The organism is Cupriavidus sp. LA-1, from assembly GCF_055385985.1.
Map to the genome: position 1 here is coordinate 2,205,726 of NZ_AP031388.1, position 22,708 is coordinate 2,228,433.

The 22,708-nt window shown below is 64.3% G+C and carries 19 protein-coding genes and 1 pseudogene; 9 read left to right on the top strand and 11 right to left on the bottom strand.

Annotated features, from left to right (window positions below):
* Nucleotides 1-9: 9 nt before the first annotated feature.
* The 5 genes from paaC (at nt 10) to paaK (ending at nt 5,549) form a co-directional block, all read left to right on the top strand.
* Nucleotides 10-774, top strand: a complete 765-nt coding sequence (gene paaC / locus ACZ5MJ_RS29125) for a 1,2-phenylacetyl-CoA epoxidase subunit PaaC (RefSeq protein WP_464224429.1) — start codon at nt 10-12, stop codon at nt 772-774.
* Nucleotides 775-779: 5 nt separating this feature from the next.
* Nucleotides 780-1,304, top strand: a complete 525-nt coding sequence (gene paaD, locus ACZ5MJ_RS29130; protein ID WP_464224430.1) for a 1,2-phenylacetyl-CoA epoxidase subunit PaaD — start codon at nt 780-782, stop codon at nt 1,302-1,304.
* Between the two features lie 19 nt (nt 1,305-1,323).
* On the top strand, nt 1,324-2,400 hold the full coding sequence (gene paaE / locus ACZ5MJ_RS29135) for a 1,2-phenylacetyl-CoA epoxidase subunit PaaE (RefSeq protein WP_464224431.1): 1,077 nt from the start codon (nt 1,324-1,326) through the stop codon (nt 2,398-2,400).
* 58 nt (nt 2,401-2,458) lie between these two features.
* On the top strand, nt 2,459-4,123 hold the full coding sequence (gene paaN / locus ACZ5MJ_RS29140) for a phenylacetic acid degradation protein PaaN (protein WP_464224433.1): 1,665 nt from the start codon (nt 2,459-2,461) through the stop codon (nt 4,121-4,123).
* Nucleotides 4,124-4,199: 76 nt separating this feature from the next.
* Nucleotides 4,200-5,549, top strand: a complete 1,350-nt coding sequence (gene paaK / locus ACZ5MJ_RS29145; protein ID WP_464224435.1) for a phenylacetate--CoA ligase PaaK — start codon at nt 4,200-4,202, stop codon at nt 5,547-5,549.
* A 98-nt stretch (nt 5,550-5,647) separates the two neighbouring features.
* On the opposite strand, the gene fusA is transcribed toward paaK, so the two are convergent.
* Nucleotides 5,648-7,714 carry an elongation factor G gene (gene fusA / locus ACZ5MJ_RS29150; protein ID WP_464224437.1) on the bottom strand — a complete coding sequence of 689 codons (2,067 nt, stop codon included), beginning with the start codon at nt 7,712-7,714 and terminating at the stop codon, nt 5,648-5,650.
* A 194-nt stretch (nt 7,715-7,908) separates the two neighbouring features.
* Between fusA and ACZ5MJ_RS29155 the strand changes: the two genes are divergently transcribed.
* Complete coding sequence (locus tag ACZ5MJ_RS29155; RefSeq protein WP_464224438.1) at nt 7,909-8,682, top strand: SDR family NAD(P)-dependent oxidoreductase; 774 nt, start codon at nt 7,909-7,911, stop codon at nt 8,680-8,682.
* 104 nt (nt 8,683-8,786) lie between these two features.
* On the opposite strand, the pseudogene ACZ5MJ_RS29160 reads toward ACZ5MJ_RS29155, so the two are convergent.
* The 10 genes and pseudogenes from ACZ5MJ_RS29160 to ACZ5MJ_RS29205 all read right to left on the bottom strand — a co-directional run.
* Nucleotides 8,787-8,961 (bottom strand): annotated as a pseudogene (locus ACZ5MJ_RS29160) (DNA ligase-associated DEXH box helicase); the annotation flags it as partial.
* A gap of 120 nt (nt 8,962-9,081) precedes the next feature.
* Nucleotides 9,082-9,546: a GNAT family N-acetyltransferase gene (locus ACZ5MJ_RS29165; protein ID WP_464224441.1), complete on the bottom strand. Its 465-nt coding sequence runs from the start codon at nt 9,544-9,546 to the stop codon at nt 9,082-9,084.
* 4 nt (nt 9,547-9,550) lie between these two features.
* Nucleotides 9,551-10,759, bottom strand: a complete 1,209-nt coding sequence (locus ACZ5MJ_RS29170; RefSeq protein ID WP_464224443.1) for a Bcr/CflA family efflux MFS transporter — start codon at nt 10,757-10,759, stop codon at nt 9,551-9,553.
* Nucleotides 10,760-10,774: 15 nt separating this feature from the next.
* The gene (locus ACZ5MJ_RS29175) at nt 10,775-11,761 is read right to left on the bottom strand and encodes a diiron oxygenase (RefSeq protein ID WP_464224445.1); all 987 of its coding nucleotides are present in this window, start codon (nt 11,759-11,761) and stop codon (nt 10,775-10,777) included.
* Nucleotides 11,751-12,851 carry a SagB family peptide dehydrogenase gene (locus ACZ5MJ_RS29180; RefSeq protein WP_464224447.1) on the bottom strand — a complete coding sequence of 367 codons (1,101 nt, stop codon included), beginning with the start codon at nt 12,849-12,851 and terminating at the stop codon, nt 11,751-11,753. The genes ACZ5MJ_RS29175 and ACZ5MJ_RS29180 overlap by 11 nt, the downstream gene beginning before the upstream one ends.
* Nucleotides 12,852-12,899: 48 nt before the next feature.
* Nucleotides 12,900-13,052 carry a hypothetical protein gene (locus tag ACZ5MJ_RS29185; RefSeq protein ID WP_464224449.1) on the bottom strand — a complete coding sequence of 51 codons (153 nt, stop codon included), beginning with the start codon at nt 13,050-13,052 and terminating at the stop codon, nt 12,900-12,902.
* A gap of 490 nt (nt 13,053-13,542) precedes the next feature.
* Complete coding sequence (locus ACZ5MJ_RS29190; RefSeq protein WP_464224451.1) at nt 13,543-14,988, bottom strand: NAD(P)/FAD-dependent oxidoreductase; 1,446 nt, start codon at nt 14,986-14,988, stop codon at nt 13,543-13,545.
* 15 nt (nt 14,989-15,003) lie between these two features.
* Nucleotides 15,004-15,408, bottom strand: a complete 405-nt coding sequence (locus ACZ5MJ_RS29195; protein ID WP_464224453.1) for a nuclear transport factor 2 family protein — start codon at nt 15,406-15,408, stop codon at nt 15,004-15,006.
* 140 nt (nt 15,409-15,548) lie between these two features.
* On the bottom strand, nt 15,549-17,111 hold the full coding sequence (gene pdxR, locus ACZ5MJ_RS29200; protein ID WP_464224454.1) for a MocR-like pyridoxine biosynthesis transcription factor PdxR: 1,563 nt from the start codon (nt 17,109-17,111) through the stop codon (nt 15,549-15,551).
* Nucleotides 17,112-17,192: 81 nt separating this feature from the next.
* Nucleotides 17,193-18,629, bottom strand: coding sequence for an amino acid permease (locus ACZ5MJ_RS29205; RefSeq protein WP_464224457.1), 1,437 nt, complete (start codon nt 18,627-18,629; stop codon nt 17,193-17,195).
* Between the two features lie 333 nt (nt 18,630-18,962).
* Here ACZ5MJ_RS29205 and ACZ5MJ_RS29210 point away from each other — a divergent pair, with 333 nt between their 5' ends.
* The 3 genes from ACZ5MJ_RS29210 to ACZ5MJ_RS29220 are packed head-to-tail and all read left to right on the top strand — an operon-like array spanning nt 18,963 to nt 22,576.
* Nucleotides 18,963-19,793, top strand: coding sequence for an IclR family transcriptional regulator (locus tag ACZ5MJ_RS29210; RefSeq protein WP_464224459.1), 831 nt, complete (start codon nt 18,963-18,965; stop codon nt 19,791-19,793).
* 48 nt (nt 19,794-19,841) lie between these two features.
* Entirely contained in the window at nt 19,842-20,858 is a 1,017-nt protein-coding gene (locus tag ACZ5MJ_RS29215) for an AAA family ATPase (RefSeq protein WP_464224461.1), read from the top strand.
* Entirely contained in the window at nt 20,855-22,576 is a 1,722-nt protein-coding gene (locus ACZ5MJ_RS29220) for a cobaltochelatase CobT-related protein (protein ID WP_464224463.1), read from the top strand. The genes ACZ5MJ_RS29215 and ACZ5MJ_RS29220 overlap by 4 nt, the downstream gene beginning before the upstream one ends.
* The last annotated feature ends 132 nt before the right edge of the window (nt 22,577-22,708 follow it).

A 22,708-nucleotide genomic window follows, 5' to 3' on the forward strand; every position in this document is an offset into this window, starting at 1 on the left:
GCCCGGATCATGGACAACCACAAGCTCGCTCATCTTCACGAGTACCTGCTGCGCCTGGGCGACACCACGCTGGTGCTTGGCCAGCGCCTGTCGGAATGGTGTGGCCGCGGCCCGGCGCTCGAAGAAGACATCGCGCTGACCAACGTCGCGCTCGACCTGGTCGGCCAGACCCGCCTGTGGCTGGGCTACGCCGCCGAGGTGGAGGGCGCCGGGCGCAACGCCGACCAGCTCGCCTACCTGCGCGACGCGCACCAGTTCCGCAACCTGCTGCTGGTGGAACAGCCCAACGGCAGCTATGCCGATACGCTGGCGCGCCAGTTCCTGTTCGACACCTGGCACTACTTTGTGCTGGAGGGACTGCAGCGCTCCACCGATGCGCGCATCGCGGAAATCGCCGCCAAGTCGCTCAAGGAAGTGACCTACCACGTGCGCCGCAGCGCCGACCTGGTGGTGCGCCTGGGCGACGGCACCGAAGAGAGCCACCGCCGCATGCAGGACGCCTTCGACGACCTGTGGATGTTCACCGGCGAGCTGTTCGAGGCCGATGCGGCCGAGGCCGCGCTGGTGCGCGACGGCGTGATTCCCGATCCGGTTACCCTGGCCGAGCCCTGGCAGCGCCACGTCGGCGAGGTGCTGGAAGACGCCACGCTGCGCGTGCCTGCCGACCAGTGGGCGCAGAGCGGCGGCGGCCACGGCCGTCATACCGAACACCTCGGCTACCTGCTGGCCGAGATGCAGTTCCTGCAACGCGCCTATCCCGGCGCGCAGTGGTGATCTCCATGACCGCGCAAGCACTGGCACGCCCCGCCGTCGAACAGGTCTGGAGCTGGCTCGATACGGTGCCCGATCCGGAGATCCCGGTGATTTCGGTGGTGGACCTCGGGATCGTGCGCGACGTGGCGTGGGTCGGTGAGACCTGCGTCGTCACCATCACGCCGACCTACTCCGGTTGCCCGGCGATGACGGTAATCCGCGAGGGCATCGAAAGCGCGCTCGCGGAACACGGCGTCGATGCCGTGCAGGTGCAGACGCAACTGGCGCCGGCCTGGACCACCGACTGGATGACCCCGCGCGGCAAGGCCAGCCTGACCGGCTACGGCATCGCGCCGCCGGCGCAGCGGGTGATCGACATCAGCGGCATCAGCCGCAGGGCAGGTAGGGGACCGGCGGCGCTGGTGGTGGCCTGCCCGCATTGCGGCTCGCGCCAGACCCGGCTGGTCAGCCAGTTCGGCTCGACCGCCTGCAAGGCCCTGTATCGCTGCGGCGACTGCAAGGAACCGTTCGATTACTTCAAGGCGCACTGAGCCGGACCGAGGTAGTGAGATGAGCAAATTCCATGAACTGACGGTGGCCTCGGTCACCCGCGAAACCCGCGACGCCGTGGCCGTGACCTTTGCCGTGCCCGACGCGCTGGCCGATACCTACCGCTACGTGCAGGGCCAGCACCTGACGCTGCGCACCGGCATTGGCGGCGAGGACGTGCGCCGCTCGTACTCGATCTGCGCGGCGGTGCAGGACGAACAGCTGCGCGTGGCGATCAAGCGCGTCGACGGCGGCCTGTTCTCCAACTGGGCCAACGAGCAGCTGCAGCCCGGCATGAAGCTCGAAGTGATGCCGCCGTCGGGCCACTTCCATGTGCCGTTGTCCGCCACGCACGCCAGGCACTACGTGGCGTTCGCCGCCGGCAGCGGCATCACGCCGATGCTGTCGATCATCAAGACCACCTTGCAGGCCGAGCCCGAAAGCCGCTTCACGCTGTTCTACGGCAACCGCGCCTCGTCTTCCGTGCTGTTCAAGGAAGAGCTGGAAGACCTGAAGGACACCTACCTGCAGCGCTTCAACCTGGTGTTCGTGCTCAGCCGCGAGCAGCTGGACATCGACCTCTTCAACGGCCGTATCGACGGCGAGAAGGTCAATGCGCTGCTCAGGCACTGGGTCAAGCCACAGGACATCGATGTCGCCTTTATCTGCGGCCCGCATTCGATGATGGAAGAGGTGTCGCAGGCGCTGGCCGACAACGGCGTCGACAAGGCCCGCATCAAGCGCGAGCTGTTCGCCACCAGCATCCCTTCGGCGCGCCCGGCCGCGCATGCGCACAAGCAGGTCGGCCAGCAGCAGTGCGAGGTCACGGTGATCCAGGACGGCCGCACGCGTTCCTTCACGCTGGAGAAGAACAAGGAAACCGTGCTCGACGCCGCGCTGGCGCAGGGCATCGAGCTGCCTTATTCGTGCAAGGGCGGGGTCTGCTCGACCTGCCGCTGCAAGCGCATCGAAGGCGAGGTCGACATGGACGTCAACTTCGCGCTGGAAGACTACGAGGTCGCGCGGGGCTTCATCCTGAGCTGCCAGAGCTATGCCGTCAGCGACAAGCTGGTGATCGACTTCGACCAGGAAACCTGAAGCGGTTCCTGTCGCCATCCCGAACCATACACAAAACATTCTGCCCCCGGAGCAAGCCGTGTCCCATCCGTTTTTCGAACGCCACCAGGCGCTGCTGGAACAAGCCACCCAAGCCATCGCCGAGCGCGGCTACTGGAGCCCGTTCACCGAGATGCCGAGCCCCAAGGCCTACGGCGAAACCGCCAACGCCGACGGCAAGGCCGCCTTCGAGGCCCGCCTGAACCAGCCGTTCGCGCTGTCGCAGCCGGGCACCGTCGGGCAGGCCGGCAAGGAAGTCTCGCCCTACGGCCCGGAGCTGGGCATCAGCTATCCGAAGCCCGATCTCGACCAGCTCTTTGCCGGAGTGGCCGAAGGTATGCCTGCCTGGCGCAAGGCCGGGCCTGAAGCGTGGGTAGGGGTTTCGCTGGAGATCCTGCAGCGACTGAACCGGCGCAGCTTCGAGATTGCCTACGCGGTGATGCATACCACCGGCCAGGCCTTCATGATGGCCTTCCAGGCCGGCGGCCCGCACGCGCAGGACCGTGGCCTGGAAGCGGTGGCCTACGCCTGGGACGAGATGCGCCGCATCCCGAAGCGGGCCATCTGGGAAAAGCCGCAGGGCAAGAACGAGCCGCTGCGCATGGAAAAGCGTTACACCGTGGTGCCGCGCGGCGTGGGCCTGGTAATCGGCTGCTGCACCTTCCCGACCTGGAACGGCTATCCCGGCCTGTTCGCCAGCCTGGCGACCGGCAACGCGGTGGTGGTCAAGCCGCACCCGGGCGCGATCCTGCCGCTGGCGATCACCGTCGAGGTGGCGCGCGAGGTGTTGCAGGAAGCCGGCTTCGACCCCAACCTGGTCACGCTGGTGGCCAACGACCCGACCGAGCGCATGGCGTCGAAGCTGGCGCTGCGCCCGGAAGTGCGCCTGATCGACTTTACCGGCAGCACTGCCAACGGCGACTGGCTGGAGCGCAACGCGCACCAGGCGCAGGTCTACACCGAGAAGGCCGGCGTCAACCAGATCGTGATCGACTCGACCGGCGACTTCAAGGGCATGGTGCGCAATATCGCGTTCTCGCTGGCGCTGTACTCGGGCCAGATGTGCACGGCGCCGCAGAACATCTACGTGCCGAAGGACGGTATCGATACGCCGGAAGGGCGGCTCAGCTTTGACGAGGTCGCCGGGGCCATTGGCGAAGCGGTTGGCAAGCTGACCGGCGATCCCGCCAAGGCAGTCGAACTGCTGGGTGCGATCCAGAACGACGGTGTGGTGGAACGCATCGAGTCCTCGCGGGTGCTGGGCGAGATCGTCGCCGACAGCCGCGTGCTGGAACACCCGGAATTCCCCGGCGCGCGCATCCGCACGCCGCTGGTGCTGAAGGTGGATGCCAGCGACGAGGGCAAGATCATGCAGGAGCTGTTCGGCCCGATCTCGTTCATCGTTGCCACCGACAGCACCGCGCACAGCATCGCGCTGGCGCACCGCGGCGCAAAGGAACACGGCGCGCTGACGCTCTCCGCCTATACGACCGATGCCGGCGTGACCGAAGCCATCCGCGATGCCGCCGAAGACGCCGGCGTGGCCCTGTCGCTGAACCTGACCGGCGGCGTGTTCGTCAACCAGTCGGCGGCGTTCAGCGACTTCCACGCCACCGGTGCCAACCCGGCGGCCAATGCCTCGCTGTCGGATGCCGCCTTCGTCGCCAACCGCTTCCGCGTCGTCCAGAGCCGTTCGCATATCTGACCCAAGGCTTGCAGTCGCAGTACCCGGCGCCGGCCCCCCTTGCTCGCGGCGCCATCATAACGAGATGGAGTAGACAATGGTTCAACGCATCCCCAACCCCAACGAGCTGGAGCCGATCGAACGCGCCAGCCGCGACGAACTGCAGGCGCTGCAGCTGGAACGGCTGAAATGGAGCGTGCGCCATGCCTATGACAACGTGCCGCACTACCGCAAGGCCTTTGCCGCTGCGGGCGTGCATCCGGACGACCTGCGGTCGCTGTCGGACCTGTCGAAGTTTCCGTTCCTGACCAAGCAGGACCTGCGCGACAACTACCCGTTCGGCATGTTCGCGGTGCCGCGCGAGAAGGTGGCGCGCGTGCACGCGTCGAGCGGCACCACCGGCAAGCCCACCGTGGTTGGCTATACAGCGAAGGACATCGATACCTGGGCCGGCGTGGTGGCACGCTCCATCCGCGCAGCGGGCGGGCGTGCCGGCGACCTGGTCCATGTCAGCTATGGCTACGGCCTGTTCACGGGCGGCCTGGGCGCGCACTACGGCGCCGAGAAGGCGGGCTGCACGGTGATCCCCATGTCCGGCGGCCAGACCGAGAAACAGGTACAGCTGATCCGCGAGTTCCAGCCCAACATCATCATGGTGACGCCGTCGTACATGCTGAACCTGATCGAGGAGATGGAGCGCCAGGGCATGGACCCGTCGGAAAGCTCGCTCAAGGTCGGTATCTTCGGCGCCGAGCCGTGGACGGACGCGATGCGCGCCGAGATCGAGGCCCGCGCCGGCATCGACGCGGTGGATATCTACGGCCTGTCTGAAGTCATGGGCCCGGGCGTGGCCTGCGAATGCATCGAGAGCAAGGACGGCCCGGTGATCTGGGAAGACCACTTCTACGCCGAGATCATCGACCCCGTGACCGGCGAGGTGCTGCCGGACGGCGAGGAGGGCGAGCTGGTGTTCACCTCGCTGAGCAAGGAAGCGTTGCCGGTGATCCGCTACCGCACGCGCGACCTCACGCGCCTGCTGCCGCCCACGTCGCGGTCGATGCGCCGCATCGGCAAGATCACCGGCCGTTCGGACGACATGCTGATCATCCGCGGCGTTAACGTGTTCCCGTCGCAGATCGAGGAACTGATCCTGAAGTCGCCGGCGCTGGCGCCGCAATACCAGCTGGTGGTGACCCGCGATGGCCACCTCGACAAGCTGGAGGTGCGGGTCGAAGCGCGGCCCGAGCGTTCCGCGTCGCTGTGCGCCGATGACCGTGCGACGCTGGAGCGCGAGCTGAAGGCGCAGATCAAGACCTATGTGGGCGTGACCACGCGGGTGCAGGTGGTGGATGCGGAAGGCATCGAGCGCACCACCGTGGGCAAGGCGCGGCGGGTCGTCGATATGCGGCCGAAGGTCACGCACGAGCAGCCGGCCGGGGCGATCTGAGGCGCAGCGCTCCACCAACACCCCGGGCAAACGCTCCCCTCTCCCGCCTGCGGGGGAGGGGAGCAAACCGCCGCTAACTGCAATGCCGCAACGGCGGCTTAGTCGGTGTCCTGCTGTGCCTTGTGGCGGGACGCCATCTTGTCCTGCTGCGCCGGCGGCACGTAGTCGTAGTGGCTGAACTGGATGGTGTAGCTGCCGTGGCCGCCAGTGATGCTGTTCAATCGTGACTGGTAGTCGTTCAGCTCCGACAGCGGCACCTGGCCGGCCACGATCACCGCGTTGCCGGCCGCGGTGCGCGTGCCATGGACCTGGCCGCGCTTGGTGGACAGGTCGCCGATGATGTCGCCCATGGCGGTGCCCGGCGCCGTCACCTCGATATCGACGATCGGCTCCAGCACGCTGGGGCGGGCCTTGAGCACCGCGTCGATAAAGGCCTTGCGCCCGGCGGTCGCGAACGCGACTTCCTTGGAGTCGACCGGGTGGCTCTTGCCGTCATAGACGGTCACGCGCACGTCCTGCATCGGGAAGCCCGCCAGCGGGCCGCTGTCCAGCACCTGGCGGATGCCTTTCTCGACGGCGGGAATGAACTGCCCGGGAATCGCGCCGCCCTTGACCGCATCGACAAACTCGAAGCCCTCGCCGCGCGCCAGCGGCTCGATGCGCAGCATCACCTCGCCGAACTGCCCCGCGCCGCCGGTCTGCTTCTTGTGCCGGTGATGGCCCTCGGCCTTGCCGCCGATGGTCTCGCGATAGGCAATCTTGGGCGGGTGCGTCGACACTTCCAGCTTGTACTGCTCGGTCAGCCGCTCCAGCGCGCAGCGCAGGTGGAACTCGCCCAGCCCGAACACCACGGTTTCATTGGTGCCCGCCGGATGCTCGATGCGCAGGCACGGGTCTTCCGCGCTGAGCTTGTGCAGCACCTCGGCCAGGCGCTGCTCGTTGCCGCGCCGCGCCGGTTCTATCGCCAGCCCGTAGATGGGGGTTGGGAATTCCAGCGGCGTGAGGTGGATATTGCCGTCCTCGGTGGCATCGTGCAGCACGGCATCGAAGCCGAGTTCGTCGACCTTGGCCACCGCGCAGATATCGCCCGGGCCGGCGCGCGGGATTTCCTGGGTCTCCCTGCCCTGCAGCCGCAGCAGGTGCGCCACCTTGAACGGCTGGCGGCCGTCGCCGATATAGAGCTGGCTGTCGCGCGTGACCGTGCCCTGGTGGATGCGGAACACGGCCAGCTTGCCAACATAGGGATCGATCACCACCTTGAAGACATGGGCCAGCACGTGCTTGTGCGGCACCGGCTCGGCGCGCACGGCCTTGCGGTGTTCGTTGCCGTCACCGCCGCCTTCGCCGGTATCGCGATAGAACAGCGGCGGATTGCCTTCGGTCGGGTTGGGCAGCAGTTGCACGAATACGTCGAGCAGTTCCGTGATGCCGACGCCGGTGGCGGCCGAGGTAAAGCAGATCGGCACCAGGTGGCCTTCGCGCAGCGCGCGCTCGAAGGGGGCATGCAGCTGCTCCGGCGTGATCGCCTGGCCTTGCTCCAGGTACAGCTCCATCAGCTCGGGATCGATCTCGATCACCTGGTCGATCAGCGCATCGTGGGCGGCTGGCACCGATAAAAAATCCGACTCGCCGGCCGGATTGAAGAAGCAGTCGACCACCTTGCCGCCGTGGTCGGCCGGCAGGTTGATCGGCAGGCACTCCTTGCCGAAGGCCTCCTGGATATCCGCCAGCAGCGTTGGCAGGTCGACCTTGTCGCCGTCGATGCCGTTTATGATGATCATCCTGCACAACTGGCGCGCCTGGGCCCACGCCATGGCCCGGCGCGTGGTCATCTCGATGCCGGTCTGCGCATTGATGACGATCGCGGCGGTCTCCACCGCGGCCAGTGCGCTGATGGCGAGGCCGGAGAAGTCAGGGTAGCCGGGGGTGTCGAGCAGGTAGATGCGGGTGTCGCGGTAATGCAGGTGGGCAACGGCGGCGGTCAGCGAGCGTTTGTACTTGCGCTCCAGCGGATCGGTGTCGCACACCGTGGTACCGCGTTCGATGCTGCCGGGCGTGTGCAGCGCACCGCCCTTGTACAGCAGTGCCTCGACCAGCGAGGTCTTGCCGCACCCCGCGTGCCCAAGCAGGGCGACGGTGCGGATGGCATCGGGACTATCGTGCATGGTGGCCCTCGTCCGGCAATGGCTGTCCGGGAATTATTGGCGAAATTGGCCGCCACTACCACATGCGCGGGTCTGTCCCCGCACGCTGCAGCGCAGCAGATGCAATCCGCCGCCCCCTCATTTTCATCCGATCCGACGACGCCTGAAGCCGCCGCGCGTGTGAAGAATGTCTCACTACGCGAGGAGACGACACTATGACGAAGCACCCGTTCGACCTGACAGGCAAAGTGGCGCTGGTGACCGGCGGCAACGGCGGCATCGGGCTGGGCATTGCAGAAGGGCTGGCCGCGGCCGGCGCCGACATCGCGATCTGGGGCACCAATGCCGACAAGAACGCCGCCGCGGCCGACCGGCTGGCCCGGCATGGCCGCAAGGTGCATACCGAGCTTTGCGATGTCGGCGACGAGCAGGCGGTCGATGCTGCAATGCAGCGCACGGTGGCGGCGCTGGGGCGCGTCGACGGCTGCTTTGCCAATGCCGGCGTCGGCAGCGGCAACAAGGGGCCGTTCGACCAGATGGCAACCGAGGCCTGGCGCAGGACCATGCGCGTCAACCTGGACGGCGCCTTCTTTACGCTGCGCGCGGCAGTCCGGCAGATGCTGGTGCAGGGCGAGGGCGGGGTGCTGTGCAGCACGGCTTCGGTCGCCGCGATCGAGGGCGCGCCGCGCTCCGAGCACTATGCCGCGACCAAGGGCGGCGTGATCTCGATGATGCGGGGGCTGGCTGTCGAGTATGCGCGCAAGGGCATCCGCGCCCATTCGATCCTGCCCGGTTGGATCAAGACCGAAATGACCAGCGTGGCGCAGACCAACGACGCCTTCCAGGAGATGGTGCACAAGCGCGTGCCGATGCGCCGCTGGGGCGAGGGCAGCGACTTTGGCGGAATCGCGGTCTACCTGATGAGCCCGGCGTCGGCGTACCACACGGGCGATACCTTTGTGATCGACGGGGGCTATACGCTGTTCTGAGTCGAAGGACCCACTGCCACACCCGGCCGCCGCCCACGACCTAGGCGCGTCCATCCGCCTGCGGCCAGGCTCTGCGCACTGGTAGCACGCGAGGCCGAAGCGGGGTGGTCGGAACCGGCATTTGTGATGACGGCGCGCTCGACTGGTGGCCACGGATCGACGTAGAAGTCGCCGGGCGGGCAATAGAGGCACTCCGGCCGGGCGACTATCAGATCGCCCGGCGCGAGCGGCTTCGGGCGGTGACTGCGGGGCTGGGCCTAAGCGTGCCTCCTGATGCAACGTGGCCGTTGGGCGGCTGCGATGCTCACGCAGAGGAAGACCTGCGTCGGTTCGCGGGCGCGGGCTGGTTCAGGTGTCGGCGGAATCCGACGAGGAGCAAGGGAGACCCTGGCGACGGCGTTACAGATGTTTGGTCATCGTGACATGACTGACCGAAAAACCTAGCTTGCCATATAGATTTCGCGCAGCTTGGTTATGGCCAAATACATGAAGTCGGATCGTCGAGAGGCCAAGATTCCGGACGTAGTCTTCAACTGCCAGTAGGGCACAATGAGCATGACCGCATCCCCGATATGCGGGATAAATGTAGATGTCGAATAGGAACGCAAATTCATCGTGCTTGTTGGTCTGAATCCAGACGTTGCCTACGGCATGGGCATTACTCCCTGCATGAATTGAAAATAAATGATGGTTAGGTGTATTCACGCCATATGGCAATAGCTTGCGGAAGAGCGTGGTGGCATTGGATAAGGCTGAGGACATCGTCAAATCGGAGCATTTCGTCATGTCCTCAGCGTAATCGCGGATTGAGCGATAGGAGAAATCCTCGAATTCGACTTCGGTGAGCTGTAGCAGTCTGGTCATGATTCTATGATGAATTTGTCTTCGGACTTCTGGTTGCACACGTTGTACGGAGGTATACGAAAAGGAATATGCTGATGAAGCTTGATGCAACTATCGCCCAGCACAAATTAGGAATTGGGTTGTTGCCGGCCACACTGATCAAGGCGCTGATGGCACCTGCGGTGCAAAATCTGATGGTGCTGCCCGCGGCTGCGGCCGTACCTGCGATCTCGTCAAATAGATTCATCGCCTCGGTGGCCGTCGCCGGACGAACAAAAACAGTTCCTGCCGTACAAATGAGCATTGGCAGGAGAACTGTCAGAGAAGCATTGGCTTGATAATGCGACATTGCCATCATGAGGAATCCGGATGTTGTCATTAGCAGGAGACCAAGCTTGATCTGACCCGGTGTTTCTATCTTCTTTGTTGCGTATGATGCTAGCGATCCGCCAACTAAATAGGCTGTGCCATAGGCCATTAATACAATGGAATATTCATAGTTGCTCATATTAAGTCCGGCAATGAATATTGCCGGAGAAACTATGATGAAGGCCAAGTGGCATGAAAAGGCAAAGGCGCCAATGACTGAATAGATCAGAAATGATCGGGTTCTGAGGATTGTAAGGTAAGCGTTGCAATAGAATTGCATGCTGCCACGGTGAGTTCTTGATGTCTCATGGAATTGACGGTAAACCTGAAAAAGGATGATCATCGAGATAATTACAAAGAGTATGAAGCTGCCCTGCCAGCCAAGCGTTGACTGGAGAATCGAGCCCAATAGTGGCGAGCACGCAATGAAAATTCCAGACAGCGTCGTCGTAAATATTCTGATTCTCACGCCTTCTGGACCCTTGTATGCATCCTGAACAATCGCTTGGGCTAGAACGAAGGAAGCACAGCCAACGGATTGAATGATTCGATAGGCAATGAAAGCGCCATAGTCGTGGGAAAAGATGCAACCCGCCGCCCCCACTAGCGCGAGAAGAATTCCAATCATTAGGAGCCGCTTGCGCCCGAAGCGATCGGATAGTGGGCCGACGAACAATTGTGCAATCGAGAAGCCTATGGAGAAGATGCTGATCGACAGTGCTATATCTCCAGTCCCGGTGTGGAAGTGATCAGCCAGCGCTGGAAACGACGGTAGCATGACGTCCAGTGGAATCGCGCTAAGAAGGATGAGTAGGCTGAGCAGGAGCAGCAATCGATCACTTTGATTGGTTGTGGTGGGAGTCATCGGTCTCCTGTCGGGTTAGGCATCCGGATCAATCAACCCATGTTTCGAAAAATTGGCGACATATCTCGGCTCACTGAAGAATGAACAATCTCGCAGAGCGTGCATGGTAGTTGCTGCGCCATTCCTTGCCCGCGTGCGATCTTCCGCCTCGGTATTTCTTTCTGCAGAAATTGCCCGTGCTACACTGCTATCAACGCCTAGTTCGTCCAGATCGCGTTCCAGAAGAGTCTCGTCCAGTCGAAAGCATTCTCGAATTATTGTTGGTAGTTGAGTCGCACAAAAATCACGTTCCAGGTTCGAGAGCCGCGGCCACAAGTACGAAAACATAGACACAAAATACTGACTGTGCTTCCACTCGTCTGCCAAATGATCCATAAGCACGTTGTGGACCGGAAGTACGAGGGCTGAGCGACCCATTCTGGCAAATTCCTTGATTATGACCGTTTCCGAAACGAAACCTATAAGGAACCATCCGAGAGCCTCATGCTGAAAGTTTGAGGCAAGGGCTTCCAGACGCGCTATGCGGCCAAACCGCCTTGTTCCTTGATTTAGGCCGTAAATCTCGGAGACTTGATGCGCCACATCTGCCGACATCACAGCGTGATATCCTTCGTCGGTATAAATCCGTAGTGCATCCATCCGCATGCCGTGAGGGACCGAGACTGGCAGGCGATTTTGTGAGATAAATTCGACCGATTTATTTACTATTCTGTGTTCGAGCAGAGTGGTGTACTCGAGAAAATTGACCAGATTTCTTGCCAGTAGCTCCTGTACTTGGGCCGGCTTGAGATCCGCCAGCAAAGGATGGGATAGGAAAGGCAGGGCTGAGGGAAAGAACCAGTTACGTGACTCCAAATCATTCATATTGACGGAGTGGCAGTTGTATTTGTATGGTCTGGCGCGAACCGTGGATTTCTCATTCCACTCAGTAAAATATCCGGTTTCCTCGGCGCCATTGGTGGCAAGTTTGGAGGTTGTCAGATTGCGTTTTTCAGGTTTCATCTGTGCTGGTCGTGAAATATTCGGAAAGTACCTGGCGGCTCGCGGGATCGATGTCTTCGCCGTCGCTATAGCCGGCGCCAACGAAGAGAAGTGGCTGTTCGCTAAGTGACTTGATATTCAGAAGATTTTCAACGTCGCTGTCCCTGAATGCAGCGGATAGCCATGTCTTTAGGCCGCAAGCGGTGCTTGTCAGCTGAAATGTTTGAGATAGATGGCCGATGTCCAACAGCGATACACGATAAGCTCTTGAGTGGCCGTATTTCCACCACATTCGGTCAAATCTGCTCGCGATGAAAACGCCGAATGCCAGTTCGGCTGAAAAATACTGCCCCATGAGCACGGCGGCCAGGTCGTCCGGGTGGCGGATTTCCTGGATGAACCTGAGACTATGCGTGACAGGACTATAGTGATACATTCCAGGGCACAAGCCATCAATCCGCAGAAGGCAGATGTAGATCTCGGTCGAATTCAAGCCGCCCCCTGATGGACTACTTCTTCGTTGGCGTAAGTACTTCGGAACGTACTCATTAATTCCCGCTTCCCGCTCTTTCAAGAAACCGAATGATGAATACAATATGGTGCTAAGTGTCAGCTGATCGACGCTTTCCTGTCGAAATTTCCGGCAGGTCCGACGCTCAATCAAGCTTTGCCAGAGCGATTTTTCGTCCAAGATCGACAGGTCCGGATCAGGCAGGTAAATGATGCTGGATGCGGGGTGGTGCTTATAGGGTGGGATCTCACGCTTTACTGTTTCGATGCAAAGCGCAGCATGGTTCATGGCCCACTGGCGATCGGTCGTGGGCATCAGGTCCTGTGGAATGTCCTTAGTACCAAAATGAAATATGCGAGCAAGAATATCCCAGCCCCAGTCATGCTGTGGGAACGGCCGGTCTGCGACGATATTGTGTTTCCGAAATTCGCTGTCAATCTTCTTGTCTGCAGCAGCGATGCTACTCTTGTAGGCTATCTCCAATAAACGTGAGATATAGTCCGGGGCAAGAGAATATTGGCAATGCCTTTCGAAGTCCCATAGCACGACTCCTTCTGGTGTAAAAATTAGAAAGACATTGGGGTTGATATGTAAAGTCATGTCAATACCCTCCATTAAGGCGCCCCAGGATTGGGACGCCTTCGCTAATTACTTCTTAATGGGCTCGCCGATTTGCGTCCAGTTCGCCATTTTTCCGGATTCCAGCGTGATTTTCTTCATGATGCCTCCTGTTTGATAACGAATTGCCGCACGAGAATGTGCGGTAATTGAAAGATAGGAAGCGAAAATCAGCACAGCCATGAGAAAATTCCGATTTGAGTGTCGGAATCATCCCGTTGATGGGGAGATAGTGGCGGGCCCACACCGATATGCGCGTGGATTCACCTTGGACCAGTCGCCGGAAGAGGGAAAGGCAAGTTTGGCGGGACAGGGCAGCCGGGCGACGTGAGTTTTCGCACGGCGTTTCGATACGCTAATCGAAGACTGGGGGCAGTGGGCGGGCCAAGTGGCGGTCCGCCGCGTGACGCGGAGCCAGCGCCGGCAATGTAATCGGCGCTTCAGCCGGCGAATTTAGTCAGCCACCCAAGCGGGGCGCCGGGGCAGCAGGATCACCGCGCATGCGATGACAGCTGTATTGGAGTGTCCAGATTTTTCCGGAGTGCGCGACGGGCTAGGGTATCTTTTCTTGCCGAATTCACTGGAGGGAGAGGAAGGGAGCATGCGGTTAGTGCGCGAAAGCTCCCTACCGGTCGTTGAGGCACTCAGCAATGTGGCTGGGCGGTCGGCGCCTTTAGAACACGTCGTCCTTCCAGTGATACCAGTGATACAACACCCGCTGCCCCAGCCTCCGGAACGGCGCGAACATCTGCGATTCCACCATCTCGCGCACGTTCGGGAACGGCAGCGGCGAGCGGAAGATCGGCAACTCCGGCAGCGCTGACGACTTACCTGCGACCAGTGCCGCCAGGCGCTTGCCGGCCTGGGCTGAGTACATCACGCCGTTGCCGCCGTAGCCCATGGCGTAATAGATCGACTGCGCCGGATCGGGCTGCGTGATGCGCGGCATCATGTCGTGGCTGACATCGACCCAGCCCCACCAGGAATAGTCGACCTGGATGCCCTGCAGCGCGGGAAACTTGCGGTGCATGTCGGCGATCAGCTTCTGCTTGTACTGTTCCTGCGGCGCATCGTTGCCGGTGATGGCGCTGCGGCTGCCGATCTGCAGGCGGCCGTCGGGCATCAGGCGGTAGTAGTGGCGCAGGATGCGCGTGTCGGTGATGACCTGCGTGGTGCGGAAGTTGCACGCGGCCAGTTCGGCTGGCGTGAGGGGGCGCGTGACGATGGAGTTCGACAGGATCGGGAAGAGCCGGTTCTTGAGCTCGCGGTGCAGCGACTGCGAGGTGTAGCCGCCGGTGGCCACGGCCACGGCGCGGGCGCGCACGATGCCGCCGGGGGTGCGCAGATAGTGCACACCGTTGCGCGTTTCCCAGCCGGTCACGGGGCTGGACGGATGCACTTTGGCGCCGAGTTCGCGCGCGCGGCGCAGGTAGCCGAAGGCGAGCTTGCCGGCATGGATGCCGATGCCTTCGGGCTCGTGCATGGCGCCCGCGGCTTCCTTGTCGTCGACATATTCGCGCCGCACGGTGTCGGCGTCCAGGATGCGCGCGTCGTACTTGAAGACTTCGCGCAGGAGTTTGGCTTCCTTTTCCAGCCCGGGCATGACCTTGGCACGGTGCGCGATATACAAATGGCCGCCGGGCTGCGGGTCGCACTGGATGTCCTTGATCAGCCCCTTGAAGGTTTCCATGCCGTCGCAGACTTCCTGATGCAGGCGCAGCGCGGTATCCAGGCCGTAGCGCTGGATCCACTGCGAGCGCTTGAGCCGCCCGGACGCGCATTGCGCCTGGCCGCCGTTGCGCGTGCTGCAGCCCCAGCTGACGCGGTTGGCTTCCAGCACGGTGGCCTTGATGCCGTACTCCTGCGCCAGGAAGATGGCGCAGGTCAGGCCGGTAAAGCCCGAGCCGATGATGGCCACGTCCACGTCGATGTCATGCGTGATCGGGCCGTCGTCGGCGGGCGGCTCGCCCGCGGTGCCGATCCAGTAGGTCGGCGCGTACTCGCGGCCATGGCCGGGGGTGGGCGTGTGCAGGGGATCGTAGGCGGGGTCGTACGGCCGGGTGGGCGCGGTGGACTGCTCGCCGGCAAGAAGGCTGCTGCGGGGGGCTACGGCTTGCATGGCGCGTCTCCTCGGTCAGGCTGCGGGCGCTACGACGGGGGGGCGGTCCTTGCGGTACGCATTCTTCACCGCGATCTTGCCGTCGCGGAAGGTGAAGACGTCGACCATGCGCGCCTCGATGCGGGCGCCGTCGGCACGGGTGCCGCGGAAGGTGGATTCGCTGACGCCGCGGTCGCCCACGACAAAGTGGTCGCCATCGACCCACTGCGCATCGGGGAAGGTTTGCCAGGCCAGCTGGAAGCCTTCGCGCACCGCGTCGCGGCCGATAAAGCTGCGGCCCAGCAGGTCGGGACCTGCCACGCCGTGGAAGGCGCAGTCATCGGCCATGAAGCGCATCAGGGCTTCGATGTCGTGGCGGTTCCAGGCGTCGTTGAAGGCCTGCAGCAGTTCGATGCCGGCGGCGGTGTTGTCCTTGGACATGGGTTGGTCTCCTGAGTGTTGTCTGCCGGTCCGTGGGGAACTGGCCATGACTCGAGGATAGGGAAGCCAGCCGCGGCGCTGTAGCGCCAGTTCGGGACAATCGCTTGGGCCAGCGGCGCGAGACAGCGCCGCTGGTGCGTTCAGGCCGCGGGGCGGACCCGGGAAGTGACGGCGGCGGCGGGCGTGGCGCTGCCGGCGGTGGCCTGCAGCTCACGCGCCACGCCCGCCAGCACGCGGATGCCGGGCTCGATGCGGTCGAGCGAGATCGACGAGTAGCCCAGCCGGAAGTGGTTGCGCGGTGCGGGCTCGGCCATGAAGAAGACGCTGCCAGGCTCGATCAGCACGCCCTGCAGCTCGGCCAGCCGCGCGAGCGCGTCGGCATCGAGCCAGGACGGCCCCTCGATCCAGCATGAGGCGCCGCCGGCGATCGGCACGGCGCGGAAGTCGGGCATATGCGTGGCCAGCGCCGCCAGCACCGCTTCGGCGCGCTCGCGGTGCGCGGCCGCCAGCCGGCGCAGGTGCGCGTCATAGTGGCCGAGCGACAGGAACAGCGAGAACGCGCGCTGGATATATGCCGACGGGTGCCGCAGCATCAGCCGCCGCACGCCGCGCAGCTCGGCGATCAGCGCCGCCGGCCCGACGATATAGCCGATGCGCAGACCCGGCGCCAGGCTCTTGGACAGGCTGCCGACGTAGATCACGCGATTGTTGCGGTCCAGGCTCTTGAGCGTGGGCGTGGGGTCGCCTTCGAAGCGGCTCTCGCTCTCGTAGTCGTCCTCGATCAGCACGAAGTCCGCTTCCTCGGCCTGGCGCAGCAGGGCCTGGCGTCGCACCAGCGGCATGGTGACGGTGGTCGGGCACTGGTGGCCCGGGGTCACGTAGACGTAGTCGCAGGCGCGCTGCGCGTCGGACAGCGTCAGGCCGTCGCCGTCGACCGGCAGCGGCACCAGGTGGGAGGTGTGCGAGCCGAAGATATTGCGGGCGTCCGGATAGCCGGGGTCCTCGATGCCGACCGGCGTGTCGGCGCCGACCAGCAGGTCGGCCAGCAGGTACAGCGCCTGCTGCGCGCCAACGGTCACCACGATCTCGTCGGCGCTGGCCCACACGCCGCGGCGCGGCAGCACGCGGGTGCGGATCTGCTGCACCAGCGACTCGTCGTCGCGCAGGATCATGTCCTGGGCCCAGTCGTGGATGTCGAGCACGCTCAGCGCCTTCAGGCAGCACTCGCGCCAGTCGGCGGTGGGGAACAGCACCGGGTCGTACTGGCCGTAGATAAAGGGGTAGGGGTAGTCGCGCCAGTTGGCGCGCTTGACGATATTGCGCTGCTGGGTGGGGCGGAACACGAAGCGCCGCTCCCAGTCGGGCTCGCCCGAGCGGGTCGGCACGGGTTCGCCGCGCAGGGACGCGACGCCGCTGACGCGCGTGCCCAGGATCTCCGGGTTGACGAAGTAGCCGCTGCGCTCGCGCGCCACCAGGTAGCCTTCGTCGACCAGTTGCTGGTAAGCCAGCACCACCGTGTTGCGCGCCACGCGCAATTGCGCCGACAGTTCGCGGCTGCTGGGCAGCGGCTCGCCTTGCGGCAACTGCTCGTCGAGGATGGCCGAGACCAGCATCTGGCGGATCTTGCCCTGCAGGCTCAGGCCCGAATGGGCATGCTGCTGGAACAGCTGGGACCAGAGGGTAGTGGGAGACTTCAGGCTCATGGGGTAGGGGCCAGAATGGCGAAGCGCGCCAGCATACCGCACCGGCGCGCCACCTCAGTCAGGGTCGGACAGCGTCAGTCATCAATACTCATGCAGGTCGGGGCGCGGCATTTCCGCCAGCGGCACTACCCGATCCGCGCCACGCCGAAACAACTGGCGCGCGGCGTAGGCCACCAGCAGGATCGCCAGGCTGACCACGCCAAGCGCGAGCGGCGTGCGCTGGTCGGGAATGAAGGCCATCGCCACCACGATGCCGACCATGCCGAAGATCGCCAGGTAGGTCAGGTACGGGTAGCACCACATGCGCACGCGCAACTGGCCCGGTGCTTCGCGCTCCAGGCGGGAACGCAGGCGCAGCTGCGAGATCGCGATCAGGATATAGACGAAGATCGCCACCGTGCCGTACGAGTTCACCAGGAACGCGAACACCTTATCGGGCGAGACATAGGACATCACCACCGCACCGTAGCCGAACAGCGTCGCCACCAGGATGGCGCGCACCGGCACGCCGTTGCGGCTGACGCGGGCCAGCGACTGCGGGGCGTCGCCACGGCGCGTCAGTGCAAACAGCATGCGCGACGAGGCATAGAGGCCAGAGTTGAGCGCCGACAGCACCGCGGTCAGCACGATCGCGTTCATGATCTGCGCGGCCGCCGGCACGCCCATCACGTTCAGCGCGCTGACGTACGGCGTGCCGATGCTGTTGGAGTTCCACGGCACCAGGCAGACCACCAGCAGGATCGAACCGACATAGAACACCAGCACGCGCGTGATGACCGAACTGGTGGCCTTGGCCACCGCCTTCTGCGGCTCGGCGGTCTCGGCGGCGGCGATGGTGACGATCTCGGCCCCGAAGTAGAAGCCCGTGGCCGCTACCGCACCGGTCAGCACCGGTACGATGCCGTGCGGCATGAAGCCGCCGTTGGCGGTGAGGTTGGCCACCTGCATGCCATGCGCGCCCGGGGTCAGGCCCAGTACATAGACGCCGGCGATAAACAGGAACACCATAATCGCCGCCACCTTGATCGAGGCGAACCAGAATTCGAACTCGCCGAATGACTTGACCGACACCAGGTTGGTCAGCGTCAGCATCACCAGCAGCACCAGGCTGATGATCCAGTTGGGCACGTCCGGCAGCCAGTAGCGCACCAGGTCGGCACCGGCGACGGCTTCCAGCGCCACCACGATGACCCAGAAATACCAGTACATCCAGCCGGTCAGGAAGCCGGCCAGGTTGCCCACCGCCGGGCGGTCGCGCCAGGCTTCGCGTGCATACTCATAGAAGCCGCCGCTGCCGGGCATGGCGCAGGCCATTTCGCCCAGCATGCGCATCACCAGCACCACCAGCAGGCCGGTGATCAGGAAGGAAATCACCGCGGCGGGGCCGGCGGACTTGATGACGACGCCGCTGCCGACAAACAGGCCCGCGCCGATCACGCCGCCCAGCGCGATCATGGTCATGTGGCGTTGCTTGAGGCCGTGCGATAGTCCGTTGCCGGACTGGGGTTGTTGGATCATGTTGTGTCTCCTGTGCTGCGCTTGCTGTCGGTACTGCATTGCAGCCAGTCCAGCGTTTAAGGCAGGCGCCACGGCTTCTCTTCGGTATAGGTGGCTGTGCAGTAAATGCCAGCCTGGGCCGTGGTCGTTCAGTATTTGCAATCCCGGGAGAGGGAGGGCCTATCCGTACATCGACTTGTCTCCGGCGTTCGCTTAAGAAAATGGAACCAGAAGTTCCGAAAAATCATTGTTTAACCGGAATGTAGGTCGTTCGAAGGAGAAGGTCAACTGGAAGTTTCGATAATTGATATGATTTGACTCTGAAAATGAAACTTACCTATGATGGAGCCAGGCATGAACGATATGCGCCTCGCCAAAAGTGACGCCAAGCCGGATGGAGACACGCCGGCACTGCGTCTGTTCGGCCTGCTCGAAGTCATTGCCGAGAAGGACCAGTCCTTCAACCTGCAGGCGCTGGTGGAAGAAACCGGCCTGCCCAAGCCCACGCTGCACCGCATGCTGCAGCAGCTCGAGGCGGCGGGCCTGATCCAGCGCAACGGCGACGGGCGGCAATACGGCACCGGCCTGCGGCTGCGCCGGCTGGCGGAGAACCTGTTGCTCAACAGCACCTCGCACGGCGCGCGCCACATGGTGCTGCGCCGGCTGGTGGAAGAGGTGGGCGAGAGCTGCAACCTGACCGCGTTCTCCGGCGGCGAGGTGCTGTACCTGGATCGCGTGGAGACGGCGGCGCCGCTGCGCTTTTACCTGCATCCGGGCTCGCGCGTGCCGGCGCACTGCTCGGCCACGGGCAAGCTGTTCCTGGCGCAGCTGGCGCCGGCGCAGCGCCAGCGGCTGCTGGCCAACGTGGAGCTGGAACGCTACACGCAGAACACGCTGACCGACCAGGCGCAGCTGGAAGCCGAACTGGAGCGCGTGAAGCGCGACGGCTACGCGATGGACGATGAAGAGTTCCTGCCGGGGCTGGTCTGCATCGGCGTGCTGGTGCCGGCCGCGGACGGCGGCAAGTCCAACCTGGGGCTGGCGCTGCAGGCTCCGGTGATGCGCGTGGCGCGTGACAAGGTGCTGCAATTGCTGCCCGCGCTGCAGCGCGCGGCGGGTGCGCTGGCCGCAATCGAGGCCGACAGCGCCGGCAGCTGGCAGGGCGGCGCGGAAGAGGACGAATAGCGCGCACGGCGTCACGCGGATTGCTCCGCCTGCCGCGGTGCCGATGGCATGGCGACAAGTAACAAGGAGCATGAGGTGACGCAAGAGCAGTTTGGCAAGCCGGACCGGATGATCCCGGTGCGCAGCGTGTTCGGCATCGATTCCGGCCTGATGGTGCCGGCCTTCAGCCAGCGCGACGACCACGTGCCGGAGATCGATCCGGCCTATCGCTTCCAGCCCGAGGTGACGCTGGCGATCCTGTCCGGCTTCATGCGCGACCGGCGCGTGATGGTGCAGGGCCTGCACGGCAGCGGCAAGTCGACCCATATCGAACAGGTGGCCGCGCGGCTGAACTGGCCCTGCGTGCGCGTCAACCTGGACGGGCATATCAGCCGGCTGGACCTGGTCGGCAAGGACGCCATCGTGGTGCGCGACGGGCGCCAGGTCACCGAGTTCCAGGAAGGCATCGTGCCGTGGGCGCTGCAGCGCCCGGTGGCGCTGATCTTCGATGAATACGACGCGGGCCGCCCCGATGTGATGTTCGTGATCCAGCGCATCCTGGAGCGCGACGGCAAGTTCACCCTGCTCGACCAGAACCGCGTGATCCGCCCGCATCCGTCTTTCCGCCTGTTTGCCACTTCCAATACCGTGGGCCTGGGCAACGTCAACGGCCTTTACCACGGCACGCAGTTGCTCAACCACGCGCAGATCGACCGCTGGAACGTGGTGGCCACGCTGGACTACCTGCCGCATGACGAGGAAGCCGGCATCGTGCTGGCGCGCGTGCCGGAGCTGGATAACGACGCCGGGCGCGCGCTGGTCGACGCGATGGTGGCGCTGGCCGGGCTCACGCGCCGCGGGTTCGCCGCCGGCGATGTGTCGGCGCTGATGTCGCCGCGCACGGTGATCAGCTGGGCCGAGAACTGCCAGATTTTCCGCGATCCAGCGCTCGCGTTCCGCCTGACCTTCCTGAACAAGTGCGACGAAGCCGAGCGGCCCGTGGTGGCGGAGTACTTCCAGCGCTGCTTTGGCCACCTGCCGGGCGAGGCCGCCGGCGTCAGCGCCGAGTCGGAGCCCGCGCGATGAGTGCGCCCACGGTCGCGCAGCAGTTGCGCAAGCGCCAGCGGCAGGATGAACTGTCCGGCGCCGCGGTGCGCGCGATCACCGGCGATGCGGCGCTGCATTTCCGCGACGGCCAGCTCTGGCGCGCGATGCGCCCGGTGCCGCAGCACGCGCCGCACCTGCGCACGGATCTGGAGACCGACACGGCCACCTGCCTGCGCGGTGCGGCCGATGGTGCAGCGCTGCGCCAGGCGCATTCGGACGCCGCGCTGCACCGGCAGCTATGCCCGGCCGATCCGGTCGAGCGCCTGCTCTTCGAACTGCTGGAGCAACTGCGTTGCGAGACCCGCCTGCCGCGCGGCATGGCCGGCGTGGCGGCCAACCTGCGCCACCGCTTCATGGCGTGGTCGCGGGACTTCCATCGTTCCGGACTGACCGAGGGGCATCTCGGCATCCTGCTGTACACCGTGGCACAGGTGGCGTGGTCGCGCCTGACCGGCGAGCCCGTGCTGGAAGAGACTGAAGACCTGATCGAGGCCACTCGCGCCGCCATCGTGCCGGTGCTGGGCCCCTCGCTGGCCGGCCTGCGCGCCCAGCGCCACGACCAGGCCGCCTACGCCACGCACACGCTGGCGCTGGCCCGCGCGGTGGCGCGGATGATCCGTACGGAAGCCCCGCTTGCCGGCGAAGACGACGACAACGCGGCCTCGGCCGCGCGCGCCGGGTTTGCGCTATGGCTGGACTTCGACGAACCGCCGGCGGAGGAGTTTGCCCTGGCCGACAGCGGCCACAGCCGCGTGCTGGCCGACGCCACCGGCGGCTACCGCATCTTCACCACCCGCTACGACCGCGAAGTGCAAGCCGCCACGCTCGTGCGCCGCGCCTTGCTGGACGAGTACCGCACGCGGCTCGACGCACGCATCGCACGCGCGGGCGTGAACATCGCCCGGCTGGCGCGCCGGCTGCGCGCCGCGCTGTCGCAGCCGCGCGTGGACGGCTGGTCCTTCGGCGAGGAAAGCGGCCGCATCGACGGCCGCCGTCTGGCGCAACTGGTCAGCTCCCCCGCCGAGCGCCGGCTCTTCCGGCTGGAAGCGCACAAGGCCCATGCCGACTGCGTGGTCGGCTTCCTGATCGACTGCTCCGGCTCGATGAAGGCGCAGGCCGAGCCGCTCGCGCTGCTCATCGACATGCTCACGCGCGCGCTCGACCAGGCCGGCGTGGCCACCGAGGTGCTGGGTTTCACCACCAACGCCTGGAACGGCGGCCGCGCGCGTGCCGACTGGCTCGCGCGCGGCCGTCCGCAACACCCCGGCCGGCTCAACGAAACCTGCCATATGGTGTTCAAGGACGCGCAGCGCAGCTGGCGGCGCGCGCGTACCGACATCGCCGCCTTGCTCAAGGCCGACCTGTTCCGCGAAGGCGTCGACGGCGAGGCCGTGGACTGGGCCTGCGCGCGCCTGCACGCCAGCGGCAAGGCACGCCGCATCCTGGTGGTGGTGTCCGACGGCAGCCCCATGGATACCGCGACCGGGCAGGCCAACGACGCCTGCTACCTGGACAACCACCTGAAGGCCGTGGTGGCACGGCATGAGGCGCTGCGGGATGTGGAGGTGCTGGGGCTGGGGGTCGGGCTGGACCTGAGCCCTTACTACCGGCACACGCTGGCGCTGGATTTGTCGCAGCCGGTGGATATGGCGATGCTGGATGAGGTGGCGGGGCTGGTGGGGGCGCGGCGGCGGTAGTGCGACCTGTCCCATCTTCTGACTTGTACGCGTTCCGCGTACATCCGATGGAATTCGTACGGATTGGTCCGGTGATGTATGATTAATTGAATATGTACGCGTTACGCGTACGCCTTCAAAATATCGGACATA

What these genes read in the sequence shown, in the direction of transcription:
- ACZ5MJ_RS29195 (WP_464224453.1), bottom strand. Translation starts at nt 15,408, where the DNA reads ATGTCCAAGGACAACACCGCCGCCGGCATCGAACTGCTGCAGGCCTTC.
- ACZ5MJ_RS29220 (WP_464224463.1), top strand. Translation starts at nt 20,855, where the DNA reads ATGAGTGCGCCCACGGTCGCGCAGCAGTTGCGCAAGCGCCAGCGGCAG.
- ACZ5MJ_RS29190 (WP_464224451.1), bottom strand. Translation starts at nt 14,988, where the DNA reads ATGCAAGCCGTAGCCCCCCGCAGCAGCCTTCTTGCCGGCGAGCAGTCC.
- ACZ5MJ_RS29185 (WP_464224449.1), bottom strand. Translation starts at nt 13,052, where the DNA reads ATGGCTGTGCTGATTTTCGCTTCCTATCTTTCAATTACCGCACATTCT.
- ACZ5MJ_RS29215 (WP_464224461.1), top strand. Translation starts at nt 19,842, where the DNA reads ATGGCGACAAGTAACAAGGAGCATGAGGTGACGCAAGAGCAGTTTGGC.
- ACZ5MJ_RS29210 (WP_464224459.1), top strand. Translation starts at nt 18,963, where the DNA reads ATGAACGATATGCGCCTCGCCAAAAGTGACGCCAAGCCGGATGGAGAC.
- ACZ5MJ_RS29155 (WP_464224438.1), top strand. Translation starts at nt 7,909, where the DNA reads ATGACGAAGCACCCGTTCGACCTGACAGGCAAAGTGGCGCTGGTGACC.
- paaK (WP_464224435.1), top strand. Translation starts at nt 4,200, where the DNA reads ATGGTTCAACGCATCCCCAACCCCAACGAGCTGGAGCCGATCGAACGC.
- fusA (WP_464224437.1), bottom strand. Translation starts at nt 7,714, where the DNA reads ATGCACGATAGTCCCGATGCCATCCGCACCGTCGCCCTGCTTGGGCAC.
- pdxR (WP_464224454.1), bottom strand. Translation starts at nt 17,111, where the DNA reads ATGAGCCTGAAGTCTCCCACTACCCTCTGGTCCCAGCTGTTCCAGCAG.
- ACZ5MJ_RS29165 (WP_464224441.1), bottom strand. Translation starts at nt 9,546, where the DNA reads ATGACCAGACTGCTACAGCTCACCGAAGTCGAATTCGAGGATTTCTCC.
- ACZ5MJ_RS29205 (WP_464224457.1), bottom strand. Translation starts at nt 18,629, where the DNA reads ATGATCCAACAACCCCAGTCCGGCAACGGACTATCGCACGGCCTCAAG.
- ACZ5MJ_RS29180 (WP_464224447.1), bottom strand. Translation starts at nt 12,851, where the DNA reads ATGACTTTACATATCAACCCCAATGTCTTTCTAATTTTTACACCAGAA.
- paaC (WP_464224429.1), top strand. Translation starts at nt 10, where the DNA reads ATGGACAACCACAAGCTCGCTCATCTTCACGAGTACCTGCTGCGCCTG.
- paaE (WP_464224431.1), top strand. Translation starts at nt 1,324, where the DNA reads ATGAGCAAATTCCATGAACTGACGGTGGCCTCGGTCACCCGCGAAACC.
- ACZ5MJ_RS29175 (WP_464224445.1), bottom strand. Translation starts at nt 11,761, where the DNA reads ATGAAACCTGAAAAACGCAATCTGACAACCTCCAAACTTGCCACCAAT.
- ACZ5MJ_RS29170 (WP_464224443.1), bottom strand. Translation starts at nt 10,759, where the DNA reads ATGACTCCCACCACAACCAATCAAAGTGATCGATTGCTGCTCCTGCTC.
- paaD (WP_464224430.1), top strand. Translation starts at nt 780, where the DNA reads ATGACCGCGCAAGCACTGGCACGCCCCGCCGTCGAACAGGTCTGGAGC.